We start from the raw sequence: 16,331 nt of genomic DNA, 5'->3' as shown, positions 1-16,331 counted from the left end.
GAAAAACCGGGAGTTTGCCGCAAAGATCGCCCACAGACTACGTTTGCAGCGGATATTTGCTGCAATTGTTTTTCTTCCTTACACAGTGCCGACACCCCAGCCGGAACGCGGGCGCCCTGGCGCGCTACCCAAAAGGAGCGTCTGGGGAACAGGGAACCTCCTTTTAAGAAGACGCAATCGTCCTATAAAAAAAGGTACCCGCTCATGCTTAATCCTATTGCACAAACGCCAACGCCTACCGCCTTTCCTGCGCCGATTCCGGTAGCAAACCGACAAACCCGATCCGCTGACGACGACACCGGCAGTCATGCCCAAGGCTCCCCCCTGAAGACCGCATTGGCGGACAAGGAAAACCTGCACGTCCTGGGCCTCAAGCTGGCTGAAATCACCGCCAGACTGGGCGAAAGCGCCACCTCCGAGGCGGTTGTGACCGCGCTGACGAAAACGCACATGGTGCTGCACGCTGATTCGTCCTCCCCCCATGTGGCCGGTACCCAGGTTGACCTGGCCAGCTTTATTCGAAGCCTCGGACTGCCGCTGCCCACCAGCCACCTTATGCTGTCCGGGCTTGCCAGCGCGCTGGAAAACCGCGCACAGGAGCATCCGCTCGGCAACCTGGGGGGCGCGTTGTCTTGGCCTGTGCCCTTGAGCACGGAGGAACAGCGGCGGTTGCACGGGTTTATCCAGAACGAGGCGCGCACCGGGGTTGGCAAGGGCCTCCTCGAGCGTCTGCATGCCCTGTTGCCACGCTCCGCCGAAACCTCAGGCGACCCTGCCAAGCTGCTCGATGCGCTGCTGGATAGCCCGCAAGCGCAGGTGATCGGGAAACACCTGCAGGCGCACATGCGGGGCATCGGCAACGCAAGCAGTCAAACTGACTACTTGCTCGCGGCGATCAACCTGCAGCTCGACCCTGAATCCATGACCAGCCCCGACCGCAACAAGGTCGCCGGTTTTGACCTGGCTGGCCATGCATTGATCGGCAGGCCACCGACCACCCTGATGTGGCAACTCGGTGAGCATCTGGTCAGCCAGGGCAAAACCAGCCCGCAGATGGCGCAAGCGGCGGTCAAGCTGTTGCTGGCCAGCCGTGCACCGGCGTTCCTGGTCAAAAACATCCCCCAGAAAGTGACCTATGGCAGCCTGGCCTGGGTCAATCTGGCCATTGCGGCGGCAACCATCGAAGCCCAGACCCCGGGAAGAGTTGCCAACATGACCTATACCCAAGTCATGCTGGCCGCCCGATCGGCCGGGGTCGCTGATCCTGCGATCACCCAGCGGGCGCAGCTGGAAGCGTTGGTGGACTGGGGGGTGGCCAATGGCGTGCTGGACAGGAAAGGCGACCACCACTACACCGCCAATGAACTGAGCGCCCTGACCCAACAATTCAATACACGCAAACAGCAAATGGAGGTTGCGTCCGCGGCGTTGGACAGCGAGCTACCGTCACGGAAAGCGCTGGCACTGGCCAAGCTCAAAGAGCGCTTCGGCGACTTGGGCTCACTGTTCGAAGAAAAGCTGATTGATATAAAGCGCAGAGTGCGCGGGCTGGACGACGGCAAGGGCTACAACTCCGACGCCTCCAACCCCCACTCGATGCTGGATGTGGCGATGATGGAACTGGCGGACCCGGACGTGGAGTATTTTTCCACGGATAGCCGTATTCCGATCGACGCCCTGAATGCCAATCGGACATTTGACGTCGTCGCCCCCTTCAATCGTCAATTCGACCAGGCGCTCGCTGAGAAAAAGTCGGCAATCGCCACCTACATCAAACAGCTGGTCGCTCAATTGCCCGTGGAGGACCGGCAACACCTGGAGCAGGGCAAATTGCAGCTGTTCCAGTCGTCCTCCTATACCGAAGGTACCGGTGTCTCCAAAAGGCAGGACCACCCCAAGAACGAAAAGCTGCTGATCAAAGCCGTACACAACGGCGCGACCCGCGCTTACGAAATCGACTTCAACCGGGGCCGTATCAAACAGACTCACGCGTGGAGTGTTGGCGAGAAAAAAACCAAGGTCGCCCATGATGTGACGGTGACTAAAGCGTTCAACCCCGCTGGCAGCGAATCACTGCGCCAGGCGAACCCGTCGTCGAGCCCGACGCCGCCGGACAGCTTTTCGTCCACCCGCACGCAAGCGCTGGCTGACGCTTTCGTCAAGCATCTGGAATTGGACAACCCCGCCATCAAGGCACAGGCGCGCGGTCTCACGACGCTGGATAAGCATGAGAAAAAGGTCGAGGCGATCACCGAGTTTGCGCTGAACCTGGTGCCTTTTCGATCGGCGATCGTCAACTTCCAAAAGGGAAACTACGCCGCGGGCGCACTGGATCTGGCGATCGACGTCTTCGGTTTCCTGACGGCTGGCGCGGGCGCCGCCGGCAAGGTGCTCAAGATTGCGGGTAGCGGGCTGTCTACGGCGAACAAGGCGCTACAGGCCGCCAAAGTCATCGGTTCGGCCACGGTCAGCGCACTCAACCCGCTAGGCGGTGTGGGCGATGTGCTGGTGGGTGGGTCCCGGTTCGCGGCCAAGGGTTTAACGTTTCTGGCGTCAAAGGGTGTCGAGTATGTCAACACGATGCGCGGTGCGACGGGCAGCTATGACCTGCTGAAAGCCATCAGCAAGGAGCATGGGCCCACGCTGATCGGGACCTACAAAGTCGCCGACGTGGAGGCGCAGGGGCTTGCGGTGCTGCGCAACGACCAATGGTTCAAATACGACCACGTGCTGAACAAACCCTATGGCGCGCCCATCGCCGACTTTTCGCCCAGGGGGGCGCCGCAGATTCAGAACCTGCTCGCCGGTTCGGCGGAACTTGAGAGTGTGAAACTCTTCAACAACCTTACGCAGGCCCGCACCGGGGCGAACCGCTCGGCCTTCAACAGCGGGTACTTGAATGGGCAACTGGGGTCTTTGCCAGGCTACCGCCCGGGTATGGGCAGCAAACAACTGAGGGCGCTGGCAGTCGCGGATAATCGACGCCCGGAAGAGATGGGCATTCTGGCCAGGGAACTCAAGAACGCCTACATCGAAGACGCCCAATACGTCTCGGCACTGCTCACCCAGGACGTGGCGGGACCGGGGGTGAACATCACGCCCATGTCGCAAATACACTACAACGCCAAGGTTGACCTGCCCTCGATAGGTGAGTGCGCCGGCATGTCATATGCCATGGCGCTGGCTATCCATGCCGGCAAAGAAGATCAGTTCATAAAGAATATGCTCAAGGTCGCGGATGTGCCGAAAACCCCTGGCGCAGACAAATTCATCAGTGACCTGCGCAACCTTCAAGCCAAGGTGCAAAACCCGGCAATGTTCCACTACGGAGTGCAACCCCGCACGGTCGGCTATCAGGAGATCATTTCGAAACTGGCCAGGTTCCAGACTTCCACCACCGTGAGAATCGGCACTCACGACCACGCCATGCTGGCGGGGGTAAGAGTGGAAAGCGGCAAGAAGGAATGGTTTTTCTATGACCCCAACGCAGGACTGGTCAAATTCAACAACTCGCTGGCGATGCAAGAAGGGATGGAAAAACTCCTCAACAGCGGCAAGCTCGCCGCAACCAACAACACCCTCCGGTCGCCTGGCGCGGGGCGGCAATACAGCGTAAGCCTGTTTGATCCCGCGGATGTGAACCGCCCAGGTATCGACGCCAACGCCGTGGCGGATCTTTCAGATATCGAGTTGTAACTACGCAGGAAGGTAGGGTTGTAAACCGGGAAGAATCAGGACAATCCCTAGCGTTACAGTCACAATGCCAGCAATCGTTTCGGAACTTGCTGGCATTCTCACCACTCCTTACAGAGTTGCCGCTCCAAACCCCTAGACCAGCACCTTCATTTTTCAGGAATTCTCACTATGCCCGGCGCCTCCATCATCCTAGTAGTCGAAGACGACGCCATCGTGCGCATGCTGATCGTCGATGTACTCGAAGAACTGGCGTTCAGTGTGCTTGAAGCAGCAGATGCCGAAGAAGCCTTGGCGGTGGTCAACGACCTTGACCAGGTGATCGACTTGATGATGACCGACGTCGGCCTGCCGGACATGGACGGCAAGCAACTGGCTACTCGCGTACGCGGGCTGCGCCCGGCACTGCCTATCCTGTTTGCCAGCGGCTACGCGGAAAACATCGACGTGCCAGCGGGCATGCAGGTGATTGGCAAGCCGTTTTCCATCGACCAACTGCGCGACAAAGTCAAATCGATGCTGCCCGCCTGAAAACCGTGATATCCCCCACACCAAGCAACTAATTCGTTCGGATAGCTAGCGTGTCTGGATTTAACTGCTAGCTTCAAACGACATGCCCTACACGACTTAGTGAACAGGGCCGCCCGACCGCATCGATTCCTGCACGTTCGGGCCCGTTTCCAGGGAATTGGGGAACTCGCATGTTCAGGTCATCGTCTGCACTGGCAGTGTTGCTGGCGGCATTGGTATTGCCCGGGTTTTCTGCCCGGGCCGACAATGCCGAGACCGCCAACAAGAGCAACAACCCGCTCAACCTCGCGCCGGGCGCCAACCTGCAGGACTACTACACCCCCCGTTTGTACGACAGCAACGCCCACACCAATGACCTGTTGCTGCGTGGGACCCTGCCCATCGCCCCTTCGGATTTCATCGGCGTACCGCAGTTGCTCCGCGCCACCCTGCCCCTCAGCACCCGCACCGATCCCCACAGCGGCTACAGCACCGGCATCGGCGACCTGAACCTGTTCGACATCTTTTTGCTCAAGACCGAAGGCGTGCAACTGGGCATCGGCCCGCAACTCACCGCGCCCACCGCCGAGCATGATGAACTGGGCACCGGCAAATGGCAGGCCGGCCTGGCCGCCATCGCCATCGACGCCTCGCCGCGCGGCCTGCTGGGCGCGCTGGTGCAGTACCAAAGCTCCTTTGCCGGGGATCGCGACCGCGCCCATGTCGAGAGTGCAACTTTCCAGCCGTTTATCATTCATAACCTGCCCAAGGGCTGGTACCTGCGCTCCACCGGCACCTGGACCTTCGATTTGAAGAACGACAGCCACTACATCCCGATTGGCTTGGGGGCGGGCAAAGCCTGGAAAGCCGGGAGCAACATCGTCAACGCCTACGTCGAGCCGCAATGGACGGTGGCCCGCAAAGGCGATGGCTTGCCGCAGTTCACGTTGTTCGCAGGGATTAACGTGACGTTCGGCAAATAAACCGGTTAACTCGGCGCCTTCATCCCACGCCCTTAAAAAGATCTCTGGAAGGACGCAACAACATGATTGGAAAACCGACGCGCCTGCTGTTGGCGAGCCTCTCGATACTCATGAGCACCGGCGCCCTGGCCGACTTCACCGCCTCCCCGGCCGAGGCGCGGGCGATTGCCAAGGAAGCCTACCTGTACGGCTACCCGGTGGTGGCGATGTACAAGACCCTGTACACCCAGGCCGTGGACAAAGGCGGCGCCAACTTCAAGGCACCGTTCAACCGGATTGGCAACACCGCCCAGGTGTTCACCCCCAAGGACACCGCGTTCGTCTCGCCGAACTCGGACACGCCCTACTCGTTCGTGTGGATGGACCTGCGCCGCGAACCCCAGGTGCTGACCCTGCCGAAAATCGACGACAACCGTTACTACTCGGTGCAGTTGATCGACCTGTACACGCAGAACTTCGCCTACCTGGGCACCCGCAGCACCGGCAACAACGGCGGCCACTACATGGTTGCCGGCCCGGACTGGAAAGGCCAGCAGCCGGTCGACATCGACCGCGTGGTGTACAGCGAAAGCAACATCGCCTACGCCCTCTATCGCACCCAGCTGTTCGATGAAAAAGACCTGGTCAAGGTCAAGCAGATCCAGGCCGGCTACAAGGTGCAGCCCCTGAGCAGCTACGTGAAGCAACCGGCGCCGGCCGCCGTGCCGAAGATCGAGTGGCCCAAGCCCACGGCCACCATGACCGAAGGCCCGCAGCTGTTTCGCTACCTGAACTTCATGCTCGCCTTTGCCCAGCCCCAGGACAGCGAAAAAGACCTGCTGGCGCGTTTTGCCAAGATCGGCATCGCCCCCGGCGCGCCGTTCAAGACCCAGCAGTTGACGGCTGACCAACGCAAGGCCCTGGAAGACGGTATCGCCGATGGTCGCGCCGAATTTGCCGCGTTCAAGAAAGACAAGATCGACACCCATCAGGTGAGCAGCGGCGACCTGTTCGGCAGCCGTGACCGCCTGAAAAACAACTACCTGTACCGCTACGCCGGCGCCGACCTGGGGATTTTTGGCAATTCCACCGACGAAGCGATCTACCTGAGCTACTTCGTCGACAGCGAAGGCAAGCCGGCCAACGGCGCGCGCCACAGCTACACCGTGCACTTCGCCAAGGACCAACTGCCGCCCGCCGAAGCGTTCTGGTCGCTGACGATGTACGACGCCAAGACCAAGCTGCTGGTGCCCAACCACAAGAAACGCTACCTGATCAATTCGCGGATGCTGCCCGACCTCAAGCTGGACGCCGATGGCGGCCTGACCCTGGCCTTGCAACACCACGAGCCGCCGAAAGCCGAACAGAGCAACTGGTTGCCGGCCCCGCCGGGCCCGTTTTATGCCGTGCTGCGTATTTACCTGCCCAAGCCTGAGGTGGGTAACGGTCAATGGAAGCTGCCGCCGTTGACACCGCTCAAGTAACACCACGCACCCGGCCCGACCAGGCCGGGCGCGTACCCCCGATTTCAGGCCGTTTACAAGGATATGTAACGCCATGATTTCACATGCCCGCTTGTGTGCTTCGCCATTGCTCATCGGCATGCTCGCCAGTTGCGGTGTATCCGCGGCCGACCTGCCCGACCTTGGCAGTACACCCGCCACCGCCGGCAGGTCCGACCCCGAAACCTGCCATCGCCTGCAGCAAGACTTCGATATCGACCTCAAGCAAGTGGTCAAGGCCGGTTGCGACCCTTCCACCGAACAGATCGCCAAGCTGATGGACAACCCGGTGGGCAACCTGGTGCTGCTGTTCAACCAGTTCGACTACAGCGCGCTCAAGGGTCCCCACAGCAACGGCACGCGCTACCTGGGCAAATACAGCTTCATGCCGACCTTCCCGATTTCCGTCGGCGCGGACTGGAACCTGATCAACCGCATTCCCCTGAGCTACGTCAGCGCACCGGTCAATGCCAAGGCGGGCAACCTGATCGGCATGAGCCCCTATGGCGTGCTGACTGACCGCGATTTCCCCGCGGTGGTCAACGATCCATTCGACCGCACCTCGGGTTTCGGCGACATGGCCTATGTGGGCGTGTTTTCGCCCAAGCAACCGATCCGCTTTGCCAACGGCGGCAAGCTGGTCTGGGGCGTTGGCCCGACGGCGATGTTTCCCACCGCCGAGAAGGACGTGCTCGGCACGGGCAAGTACGCCCTCGGCCCGGCGTTCGTTGCCGCTTACCTGGGTGAAGACTGGACCCTGGGGTTCTTCCCGCAGCACTGGTGGTCGGTCGGCGGTGACTCGCGGCGCAAGGACGTGAGCCTGACCAATATCCAGTACTTCATCCAGCGCGCCATCCCCGGCCCCAGCCAATGGCGCGTCGGCATGACGCCCAATATCACGGTGGACTGGAAAGCCGACGGCGGTAACCGGGTCAACTTCCCCATTGGTCTCGGCGCGGGGCGCATCGTCAATTTCGGCAAGTTGCCGGTGCGTATCTCCGGTGAAGTGCAGTATTCGGTGATCCACGCCGATGATCAGATCAGCCCGCGCTGGAATTTGCGCCTGTCATTCATCCCGGTGATTCCAACCTTCATGCTGTGAACGCGGGCCGTTCAGTGCAGTACATCGTGGTCGCCGCCCCTGGTGACCCAGCGTTTCAAGGAGCCATGGCATGACCGCGCTCGATGATGTGAAAGCCCTGCAAGCCAGCATGGCCGAAAGTGTCCTGGGCCAGGACCAGGTGATCCGCCAGATCCTGCTCGGGCTGCTGGCCAACGGTCACCTGCTGCTGGAAAGCCTGCCGGGGCTGGCCAAGACCCGCACGGTCAAGGCCCTGGCCCGGCACCTGGACGCGCAGATGAGCCGCATCCAGTTCACCCCCGATCTGCTGCCGTCCGACATCACCGGCGCCGAAGTACTGCACCAGGTCGATGGCCAGAACCAGATCCGTTTCCAGCCCGGGCCGTTGTTCGGCAACCTGATCCTCGCCGATGAGATCAACCGCGCCCCGGCCAAGGTCCAGGCCGCGCTGCTGGAGGCCATGGAAGAACGCCAGATCACCGTGGCCGGCGCCAGCCACCCGTTGCCGCCGTTGTTTATCGTGATCGCTACGCAAAACCCCATCGAGCAGGAAGGCACCTACCCGTTGCCGGAAGCGCAGATGGATCGCTTCGTGATGAAGCTGCTGCTGGATTACCCCAGCGCCGCCAATGAAAGCCAGGTGTTGCGCCTGCTGCGCGAAGAGGAACAGGCCGCCGCGACCCAGGCCATCCAGGGCTTCACCCTGGCGCAGGCGGTGATCTTCGCCGCGCGCCAGGAAGTCAGCACGATCCAGGTGTCACCGGCCATCGACCGCTACCTGATCGATCTGATCAACGCCACCCGCCACCCTGCCGACTATGACCCCGACCTCGCGCGCTGGATCAGCCTCGGCGCCAGCCCCCGTGGCGGCATCGGCCTGGACCGCTGCGCCCGTGCTGATGCGTGGTTGCAGGGCCAGGCATTTGTTACCCCGGACAATGTGCAGGCCGTGCTCCACCCGGTGCTGCGCCATCGCCTGCAACTGAGCTATGACGCGGTGGCCGATGGCGTCAGCGCCGATCAGGTGTTGGACCGCCTGCTGAGCACAGTGGCGTTGCCCGCATGAACGCCGACGGCCTGGTCTACGTCAGCCTGGCGCAGTTGATGGCCTTGCAGTTTCAGGCGCGGGGCTTGAGCTTTGTCGCACGCCAGCCCCAAGGCAGCCTGCTGGCCGGCAACCACGCCTCACGCCTGCGCGGGCGTGGCTTGAATTTCGATGAACTGCGGCGCTACCAGCCGGGCGATGACCTGCGCCACCTGGATTGGCGCGCATCGTTGCGCACCGGCAAACCGGTGGTGCGTACCTTTACCGAGGAGCGTGACCGCCCGGCGTTGATCGTGGTGGACCAGCGCATGTCGATGTTTTTCGGCTCGGTGCGCAGCTTCAAATCCGCCATCGCCGCCGAACTGGGCGCGCTGGCCGCGTGGATGGTGTTCAACGCCGGCGACCGGGTTGGCGGGCTGGTGTTCAACGATGCGCGCATCGACAGCGTGGCGCCGCTGCGCAGCCGCAAACGCGTGGAAGCGCTGTGCAGCCGCATTGCGCAACAAAACGCCGAACTCAAGGCCAGCAACGCCGACCATGAAGGCGACAACCAACTGGACCGGGTCCTGCAGCAATGCCTGGCCGTGGCCGGCCACGACCATTTGATCTGCCTGGTCAGCGACTTTGCCGGCGCAGGCCCGCGCACCCTGCAACTGCTGCAACAGCTGTCGGCGCACAACGACGTGGTGGCGTTGCAGGTGTACGACCCGTTAGCGCTCAACCTGCCCAGCAGCGGGCAATTGCTGATCACCCAGGGTCAACTGCAAGTCGAACTCGCGGTGAACCAACGCAAGGTGCGCCAGCCCCTGGGGGATTTTCTCGGCGGGCGCCTCAAAGACGTCGCCAGCCTGTTGCGCCGCAGCCAGGTGCCGCTGTTGATGATCAGCACGGCCTCGCCTGCCGCCGTGCAGTTGCGCAATGAACTGGGGAAGCGCCGGTGAACGCCCACGTGCCGAGCATCGAGCAGCTCCAGGAGTTGGGGTTGCCCGCGCCCGTCAGTTATTGGCCGCAGACCTGGGGCTGGGGCGTGTTGCTGGGGCTGCTGGTTCTGGGGTTACTGGTGCTGGGTGTGCGCAAGTGGCTGCACTGGCGGCGCGATGCCTATCGACGCGAAGCCTTGGCGCAGCTGGAGCGCATCAGCGACCTGCGCGAGCTGCCGGCCTTGCTCAAGCGTGTCGCCCTGTCGATGCCGCTGGCACCGCAAGAGCACCAGCGCGTGCCGACCTTGCGCGGGGCCGAGTGGCAAGCCTTCCTGCAACGCCATGCCGGTGCGCCGGTGCCTGAGGACTTTAGCGAACAACTGGCGCAACTCGCCTACGGCGCGCCGTTGCAGCACCCGCATTTACTGGCCCAGTGCAAAGCCTGGGTGGAGCAACACCGTGTGGCAGCTTGACTACCCATGGCTGCTGCTCCTGCTGCCGTTGCCGTGGTTGGCCTACCGCTATTTGCCGGCGTACCAGGAAGCGCGCAGCGCGGTGCGCGTGCCGTTTTTTCGCGGCATGAGCCAAGCGGTTGGTGAGGTCCCCGCCACCCATGGCGCGCGCACTAATCGCCCGCAGTTGTGCCTCAACCTGCTGGTCTGGGGCCTGGTGGTCCTGGCCATCGCCCGCCCGGTGTGGGTGGAAAAGCCCATCGAGCGCCAGCAACCGGTGCGCGACTTGCTGCTGGCCATCGATATTTCCCAGTCCATGCAAACCCAGGACTTTACCGACGCCGACGGCCACAAGATCGACCGCCTCGCCGCCGTCAAACAGGTGGTGCAGGGTTTTATCCAGCAGCGCAAGGACGACCGTATCGGCCTGATCCTGTTTGGCAGCGGCGCGTTTCCCCAAGCGCCGTTGACCCTCGACCACACCAGCCTGTCACTGCTGCTGGACGATAGCGGCATTGGCATGGCCGGGCCCAATACGGCGATCGGCGATGCCATCGGCCTGGGCCTCAAGCTGCTGGACCAGGCCCACGAGCCGCAAAAAGTGCTGATCCTGCTCACCGATGGCAACGACACCAGCAGCGCGATCACCCCGGACCACGCCGCCGACATGGCCGCCGCCAAGGGCGTGGTCATCCACACCATCGGCATCGGCGATCCCCAGGCCAGTGGGGAAGCCAAGGTCAACCTGAGCGCCTTGCAAGGGATCGCCAACGCGACCGGCGGCCGCTACTTCCGTGCCGAGGACCGCGACAGCCTCAAGCAGGTCTACGCCACCCTCGACCAAATCACCCCGCATCAAGTCAACACCCTCAGCCACCAGCCCAAGCGCGACCTGTTCTGGTGGCCGTTGGGGGCTGCGCTGGTGTTGCTGGCGGTGTATCACCTGGGCGCAGCGCTGTGGTCGCAACGGTTCAAACGGGAGGTAGCGCATGGACTTGAGTGAGTTCCACTTCCTGCGCCCCGCCTGGTTGTTGCTGGCGTTGCTGGGTGCCGCGTTGCCGCTGCTCTGGCGCCGCAGCCGTGACCTGCAACGGCGCCTGCGCGGCAACATTGCCCCGCACCTGTTGCCGTATCTGCTGCTCACGCCCAGCGACCCGCATCGGCTACGTCCGGTGCATCTGCTCAGCGCCGTGCTGGTGCTCGGCGCCGTCGCCGCTGCCGGGCCGACCTGGCAGCAGGATCGCCCGGGCTTTCTCGAAAACCGCGCGCCGCTGATTATCGCCGTGGACCTGTCGCCGTCGATGGACACCCCTGATGTGCCGCCCACCCGACTGACCGCCGCCAAACACAAACTGCATGACCTGGTCCAGCGCCGCAAAGGCGCACGCACGGCCCTGCTGGTGTATGCCGGCAGCGCGCATCTGGTGTTGCCGCCCACCGATGATCCCGCCCTGCTCGACACCTTTATCCAGGCGCTGAGTACCGACCTGATCGACAAGCCGGGCAAGGACGTCGACGCAGTCATCGCTCAGGCCCAACGCTTGCTCGGACAAACGCCCGGCACGTTGCTGCTGGTGACCGACGGCGCCGCACCATTGCCCACGCTCAAGGCAGCTTCGCTGCAAGTGCTGGTCCTCGGCCTGGGCAGCAGCCCCACGCTCAAGCAACTGGCCTCTGCCACTCACGCGCCGCTGGCCAGCCTGACCATGAATGACGACGACCTGGACTGGATCGAATGCCACGCCCAGCAACATTTCCAGGCCGTCGACGAGCAACAGCGCCTGTTGCACTGGAAAGACGCCGGCTATTGGCTGTGCTGGCCGGTGTTGTTGCTGGCGCTGTTCAGCGTGCGCCGTGGCTGGAGCCTGAACTGGACCGCCGTACTGCTGCTGTGCTTTCTGCTGCCGCCGACGCAAGCACAGGCCAACCCCTTCCTCACGCCCGACCAGCAAGGCCGCTGGGCCTTCGAACACCACCACTACCCCGAGGCTGCCGCGCGGTTTGTCGACCCGTACTGGAAAGGCATCGCCGCCTACAACGCCGCCGACTATGACCTGGCGCAAACCACCTTCGCCGCAATGAACACCCCGCAAGCGGCGTTCTACCTGGGCAATATCCACGTACGCCGCTTCAAGTTCGATGACGCCATCAGCGCCTATCAACACGCGTTGCAACTGCAAGCAGACTTCCCCGAAGCGAGCGCCAATCTGGCCCTGGCGCTCGCCTTGAAAAAGGACACCGAAAGCGCGGCGAACAACACCCCCGAGGTCAAGCCCGATGAGGTCAAGTTCGACAAGGCCCCCGGCAAGGGCCAGAGCAAGACGGTCCTGACCGAGCAAGCGAACAACGACGCGCTGTGGTTGCAGAACCTGACCACCTCGCCGGCCAACTTCCTGCGGCGTAAATTCGCCCTTCAGGACCAGGCGGTGCAGCCATGAACCGCTGCTGTGGCGTGTTGTTGCTCCTCGCTGGGCCGTTGTGGGCAGCCGAACCGCAACTGCGGGTGCAGGCGCAGTTGTTGCCGGGCAGTTCAGTGGTGGTCGGCGAACAACTGCAGCTGCAAGTGGATGTATTGACCGACACCTGGTTTACCGCCGCCGCGACCCTGCCAGAGCTCAAGCTGCCCGGCGCGCGGGTACAGCCGCCCAATGGCGAAGCAGAGCACACCACCCAGGTGATCGACGGGCAGACGTTCTATGGCATGCGCTACAGCTACGGCATTACAGCCAACGTGGCGCAGCACTTCAGCGTGCCGGCGCTGACGGTCAGCGCCCAACCCGGTCAGGCCAGCGCGCCGTTGAACGCGCAGAGCCAGCCACTGGCCTTCGATGCGACCCAGCCCCCAGGATTCGCGCCCGGCGAGCCGGTGCTGGTGGCCAGTGCCGTGCGTTTGAGCCAGACCCTTGAGGCCCGTGACCTCAAGGTCGGTGACAGCCTGACCCGCACCCTCACCCTGCAAGCCGACAACACCCCCGGACTGTCTTTGCCCCCGCCGAACACCGCGTCGATCAATGGCCTGCGCCTGTACCCGCAAGCGCCGCGCATCAGCAACCTCGACGATGGACGCGGTGGCGTCACCGGCGGCCAGCGCATCGACCCGCTGGTGTACCGCGTCGAACAAGGCGGCCATTTCACCCTGCCGGCCATCAGCGTGAAGTGGTGGGACAGCCGCAACCATCGCCTGCAAGTGGCGCAATGGCCAGCGCTCACCGTCGAGGCCGAGGCGATCAGCGCCTATACGCCGACGTTTGCCATCGAACAGCGGCACTGGCAATTCCCCCGGCAGTGGCTGCTGTGGATAGCGTCCATCGCGGTGCTGATTCTCACCGGTTATCTGTTGCATACGTTGTGGCCGCGAATGGCGCGGAGCTCACGAAAAACGTGGGCTGCATTGCGTTGGCGGTGTCGTCAACTACGCTTGCTTCCACTGAACCCCCGTCACGAAAAGGACTTCCCATGACGTCGCTGCGTTCTGCCCTGCCCCTGTTGTGCCTGCTGAGCCTGCCCGCCTTCGCCGCCGACCCGCTGCCCTCGTGGCACGAAGGCGCGAACAAAAAACAGATCATCGAGTTTGTCCAGGCGGTCACCACCGAAGGTTCCAAGGATTACGTCAAACCCGCCGAACGCATCGCGGTGTTCGACAACGACGGCACCCTGTGGACCGAACAACCGGCGTATTTCGAAGTGCTGTTCGCCTTTGACGAAGTCAAGCGCCTGGCGCCCCAGCACCCCGAATGGCAAAACACCCAACCCTTCAAGGCGGTGCTTGAGGGCGACCATCACGCGCTTGCCGCCAGCGGCATGGACGGCCTGCTGAAAATCATCGGCGCCACCCACACCGGGGTCAGCACCGAGGCGTTTATCGACAACGCGAAGAACTGGCTGAAACAGGCCCGTCACCCCAAGACCGGCAAGCCCTTCGACCAGATGATCTACCAGCCTATGCTGGAAATGCTCGACTACCTGCGCAGCCAGCAATTCAAGACCTACATCGTCTCCGGCGGCGACACCGCATTCATGCGCGCGTTTGCCGAAGAGGTGTACGGCGTGCCACCGGAGCAGGTGATCGGCTCGAATTTCGTCACTCAATACCAACTCAAGGACGGCCAACCACAGGTGCTGCGCACCGCCAAGCTGGCCCATAACGACGACGGCCCGGGCAAGCCGGAAAGCATCGATTCGATCATCGGGCGCCGGCCGATCCTGGCCTTCGGCAACTCCGACGGCGACCTGCAGATGCTGCAGTGGACCGCCGCCGGCAAAGGCAAGCGCCTGATGGGCCTGGTGCACCACACCGACGCCCAGCGCGAATGGGCCTATGACCGCAGTTCTCAGGTGGGGCGCCTGGACAAGGCGTTGGACCTGGCCAGGACACAGCACTGGACCGTGGTGGACATGGCGAGCGACTGGCGCCGTATCTACCCGTTCGATCCAGCTGTGCAAGCAGAGGTGCAATAAGCAAATCCGCAGGTCGCATGCACTGCGACTCAAGCCCTACCAAGGAGCAAGTCTTATGACTCGCATACGTAAGTGGCTGCCGAAACTCGCGCTGGTGGCGGTTTCGGTGATAGGGGCCTCGGCATCCGCCTGGGCCGCTGAAAAGCCGAATATCCTGGTGATATTTGGCGATGACATCGGGCAAACCAACATCAGTGCCTACTCCATGGGCGTGGTGGGCTACAAGACCCCGAATATCGACCGCATCGCCAAGGAAGGCATGATGTTCACCGACTACTACGCGGAGAACAGCTGCACGGCCGGGCGCTCGTCGTTTATCACCGGGCAGACGCCGTTGCGCACCGGCCTGTCCAAGGTCGGCGCGCCGGGGGCGTCGGTGGGCCTGCAAAAGCGCGACATCACCATTGCCCAGGCCCTCAAGTCCCTCGGCTACGCCACCGGGCAGTTCGGCAAGAACCACTTGGGCGACAAGGACGAATACCTGCCCACCAACCACGGCTTCGATGAGTTCTTCGGCAACCTCTATCACCTCAACGCCGAAGAGGAGCCCGAGCGCCCCTATTGGCCCAAGGACGACGCAGCCTTCGTCAAGGCCAACTCGCCCCGTGGGGTGATCCACAGCTTTGCCGACGGCAAGATCGAAGACACCGGCGCCTTGACCACCAAGCGCATGGAAACCATCGACGATGAAACCACGGCCGCTGCCCAGGCGTTCATCAAGAAACAGGCCGAAGCCGACAAGCCCTTCTTCGTGTGGATGAACACCACGCGCATGCACTTGTTCACCCACGTGCGCGACTCGATGAAGGGCCAGAGCGGCATGCCCGGCAACGAATACGCCGACGGCATGGTGGAGCACGACGGCGATGTGGGCAAACTCCTGCAAACCCTCGACGACCTGAAAATCGCCGACAACACCATCGTGGTCTACACCACCGACAATGGGCCGAACCAGTTCTCCTGGCCGGACGCGGCGACCACGCCGTTTCGCAATGAGAAAAACTCCAACTGGGAAGGCGCCTATCGCGTGCCGGCGATGATCCGCTGGCCGGGCAAGATCAAGCCGGCCGAGGTCTCCAACGAAATGTTCTCGGGCATGGACTGGTTCCCCACGCTGCTGGCGGCTGCGGGTGATACCGAGGTCAAAGACAAGTTGCTCAAGGGTTGGGCACCGACCTCCGGGGGGGCGAGCTTCAAGGTGCATCTGGACGGGTTCAACCAGCTGCCGTACCTGACCGGCCAGCAACCCAAAGGCGCCCGCGACGAGTTCTACTACTTCAACGATGACGGGGTACTGGTCTCGGCGCGCTTTGGCAACTGGAAGGCGGTGTACTGCGAACAGCGCGCGCCCGGTGGGTTCAAGGTGTGGAGCGAGCCCTTCGTGTGCCTGCGGGTGCCGAAGATCTTCAACCTGCGCATGGACCCGTATGAACGGGCGGACGTGGTCTCTGATCAGTACTACGACTGGAGCACCAAAAACGTCTACCTGGTAGCGGTGGCGGTGACCAAGTCGGCGCAGTTCCTGCAAACCTTTGTTGAGTACCCGCCGAGCCAGAAGCCGGCGAGTTTCAGCATTGACCAGATTCGCGCGCAGGTTGATCAGCAAATCGAAGCGAAGAGGAAGGCCGCACCGGCTCAATAACTGACACGACAACCCATCTGGAGACTGGCTTGTGTGGGAGCTGGCTTGCCTGCGATAGCATCACCT

13 protein-coding genes are annotated in these 16,331 nt (G+C 62.6%); all 13 read left to right on the top strand.

The features are described 5' to 3' along the window. The first annotated feature begins 204 nt into the window (after positions 1 to 204). The 13 genes from B348_RS01000000130205 to B348_RS0121490 all read left to right on the top strand — a co-directional run bounded on the left by B348_RS01000000130205 (position 205) and on the right by B348_RS0121490 (position 16,265). Positions 205 to 3,696: a hypothetical protein gene (locus B348_RS01000000130205; protein WP_157356541.1), complete on the top strand. Its 3,492-nt coding sequence runs from the start codon at positions 205 to 207 to the stop codon at positions 3,694 to 3,696. A gap of 168 nt (positions 3,697 to 3,864) precedes the next feature. Further along, complete coding sequence (locus B348_RS0121545) at positions 3,865 to 4,224, top strand: response regulator (protein ID WP_017738118.1); 360 nt, start codon at positions 3,865 to 3,867, stop codon at positions 4,222 to 4,224. A 170-nt stretch (positions 4,225 to 4,394) separates the two neighbouring features. After that, positions 4,395 to 5,186, top strand: a complete 792-nt coding sequence (locus B348_RS0121540) for a hypothetical protein (protein ID WP_026136967.1) — start codon at positions 4,395 to 4,397, stop codon at positions 5,184 to 5,186. A 62-nt stretch (positions 5,187 to 5,248) separates the two neighbouring features. Beyond that, the gene (locus tag B348_RS0121535; protein ID WP_017738116.1) at positions 5,249 to 6,649 is read left to right on the top strand and encodes a DUF1254 domain-containing protein; all 1,401 of its coding nucleotides are present in this window, start codon (positions 5,249 to 5,251) and stop codon (positions 6,647 to 6,649) included. Between the two features lie 118 nt (positions 6,650 to 6,767). Further along, entirely contained in the window at positions 6,768 to 7,769 is a 1,002-nt protein-coding gene (locus tag B348_RS0121530; protein ID WP_050558330.1) for a hypothetical protein, read from the top strand. 70 nt (positions 7,770 to 7,839) lie between these two features. Further along, positions 7,840 to 8,814 carry a MoxR family ATPase gene (locus B348_RS0121525; RefSeq protein ID WP_017738114.1) on the top strand — a complete coding sequence of 325 codons (975 nt, stop codon included), beginning with the start codon at positions 7,840 to 7,842 and terminating at the stop codon, positions 8,812 to 8,814. After that, entirely contained in the window at positions 8,811 to 9,734 is a 924-nt protein-coding gene (locus B348_RS0121520; RefSeq protein WP_017738113.1) for a DUF58 domain-containing protein, read from the top strand. The genes B348_RS0121525 and B348_RS0121520 overlap by 4 nt, the downstream gene beginning before the upstream one ends. Further along, complete coding sequence (locus B348_RS0121515) at positions 9,731 to 10,186, top strand: DUF4381 domain-containing protein (protein ID WP_017738112.1); 456 nt, start codon at positions 9,731 to 9,733, stop codon at positions 10,184 to 10,186. Before B348_RS0121520 ends, B348_RS0121515 begins: the two co-directional genes overlap by 4 nt. Beyond that, the gene (locus tag B348_RS0121510) at positions 10,173 to 11,168 is read left to right on the top strand and encodes a VWA domain-containing protein (protein WP_017738111.1); all 996 of its coding nucleotides are present in this window, start codon (positions 10,173 to 10,175) and stop codon (positions 11,166 to 11,168) included. The genes B348_RS0121515 and B348_RS0121510 overlap by 14 nt, the downstream gene beginning before the upstream one ends. Beyond that, entirely contained in the window at positions 11,155 to 12,603 is a 1,449-nt protein-coding gene (locus B348_RS0121505) for a VWA domain-containing protein (RefSeq protein ID WP_017738110.1), read from the top strand. The genes B348_RS0121510 and B348_RS0121505 overlap by 14 nt, the downstream gene beginning before the upstream one ends. Then, complete coding sequence (locus tag B348_RS0121500) at positions 12,600 to 13,625, top strand: BatD family protein (RefSeq protein ID WP_017738109.1); 1,026 nt, start codon at positions 12,600 to 12,602, stop codon at positions 13,623 to 13,625. Before B348_RS0121505 ends, B348_RS0121500 begins: the two co-directional genes overlap by 4 nt. Next, the gene (locus tag B348_RS0121495) at positions 13,622 to 14,623 is read left to right on the top strand and encodes an HAD family phosphatase (RefSeq protein WP_017738108.1); all 1,002 of its coding nucleotides are present in this window, start codon (positions 13,622 to 13,624) and stop codon (positions 14,621 to 14,623) included. Before B348_RS0121500 ends, B348_RS0121495 begins: the two co-directional genes overlap by 4 nt. Positions 14,624 to 14,678: 55 nt before the next feature. Continuing rightward, a complete protein-coding gene (locus tag B348_RS0121490; RefSeq protein ID WP_017738107.1) occupies positions 14,679 to 16,265 on the top strand; it encodes an arylsulfatase in 1,587 nt (528 codons plus the stop codon). Positions 16,266 to 16,331 lie beyond the last annotated feature (66 nt).

Origin of the sequence: Pseudomonas sp. CBZ-4 (assembly GCF_000346755.1) — a bacterium.
GTDB lineage: Bacteria > Pseudomonadota > Gammaproteobacteria > Pseudomonadales > Pseudomonadaceae > Aquipseudomonas.
Note: the sequence above shows the minus strand (reverse complement) of the source record. Positions and strands in the feature narration are given on the sequence as shown.

What these genes read in the sequence shown, in the direction of transcription:
- B348_RS0121545 (WP_017738118.1), top strand. Translation starts at nt 3,865, where the DNA reads ATGCCCGGCGCCTCCATCATCCTAGTAGTCGAAGACGACGCCATCGTG.
- B348_RS0121495 (WP_017738108.1), top strand. Translation starts at nt 13,622, where the DNA reads ATGACGTCGCTGCGTTCTGCCCTGCCCCTGTTGTGCCTGCTGAGCCTG.
- B348_RS01000000130205 (WP_157356541.1), top strand. Translation starts at nt 205, where the DNA reads ATGCTTAATCCTATTGCACAAACGCCAACGCCTACCGCCTTTCCTGCG.
- B348_RS0121490 (WP_017738107.1), top strand. Translation starts at nt 14,679, where the DNA reads ATGACTCGCATACGTAAGTGGCTGCCGAAACTCGCGCTGGTGGCGGTT.
- B348_RS0121535 (WP_017738116.1), top strand. Translation starts at nt 5,249, where the DNA reads ATGATTGGAAAACCGACGCGCCTGCTGTTGGCGAGCCTCTCGATACTC.
- B348_RS0121540 (WP_026136967.1), top strand. Translation starts at nt 4,395, where the DNA reads ATGTTCAGGTCATCGTCTGCACTGGCAGTGTTGCTGGCGGCATTGGTA.
- B348_RS0121520 (WP_017738113.1), top strand. Translation starts at nt 8,811, where the DNA reads ATGAACGCCGACGGCCTGGTCTACGTCAGCCTGGCGCAGTTGATGGCC.
- B348_RS0121525 (WP_017738114.1), top strand. Translation starts at nt 7,840, where the DNA reads ATGACCGCGCTCGATGATGTGAAAGCCCTGCAAGCCAGCATGGCCGAA.
- B348_RS0121500 (WP_017738109.1), top strand. Translation starts at nt 12,600, where the DNA reads ATGAACCGCTGCTGTGGCGTGTTGTTGCTCCTCGCTGGGCCGTTGTGG.
- B348_RS0121505 (WP_017738110.1), top strand. Translation starts at nt 11,155, where the DNA reads ATGGACTTGAGTGAGTTCCACTTCCTGCGCCCCGCCTGGTTGTTGCTG.
- B348_RS0121530 (WP_050558330.1), top strand. Translation starts at nt 6,768, where the DNA reads ATGCTCGCCAGTTGCGGTGTATCCGCGGCCGACCTGCCCGACCTTGGC.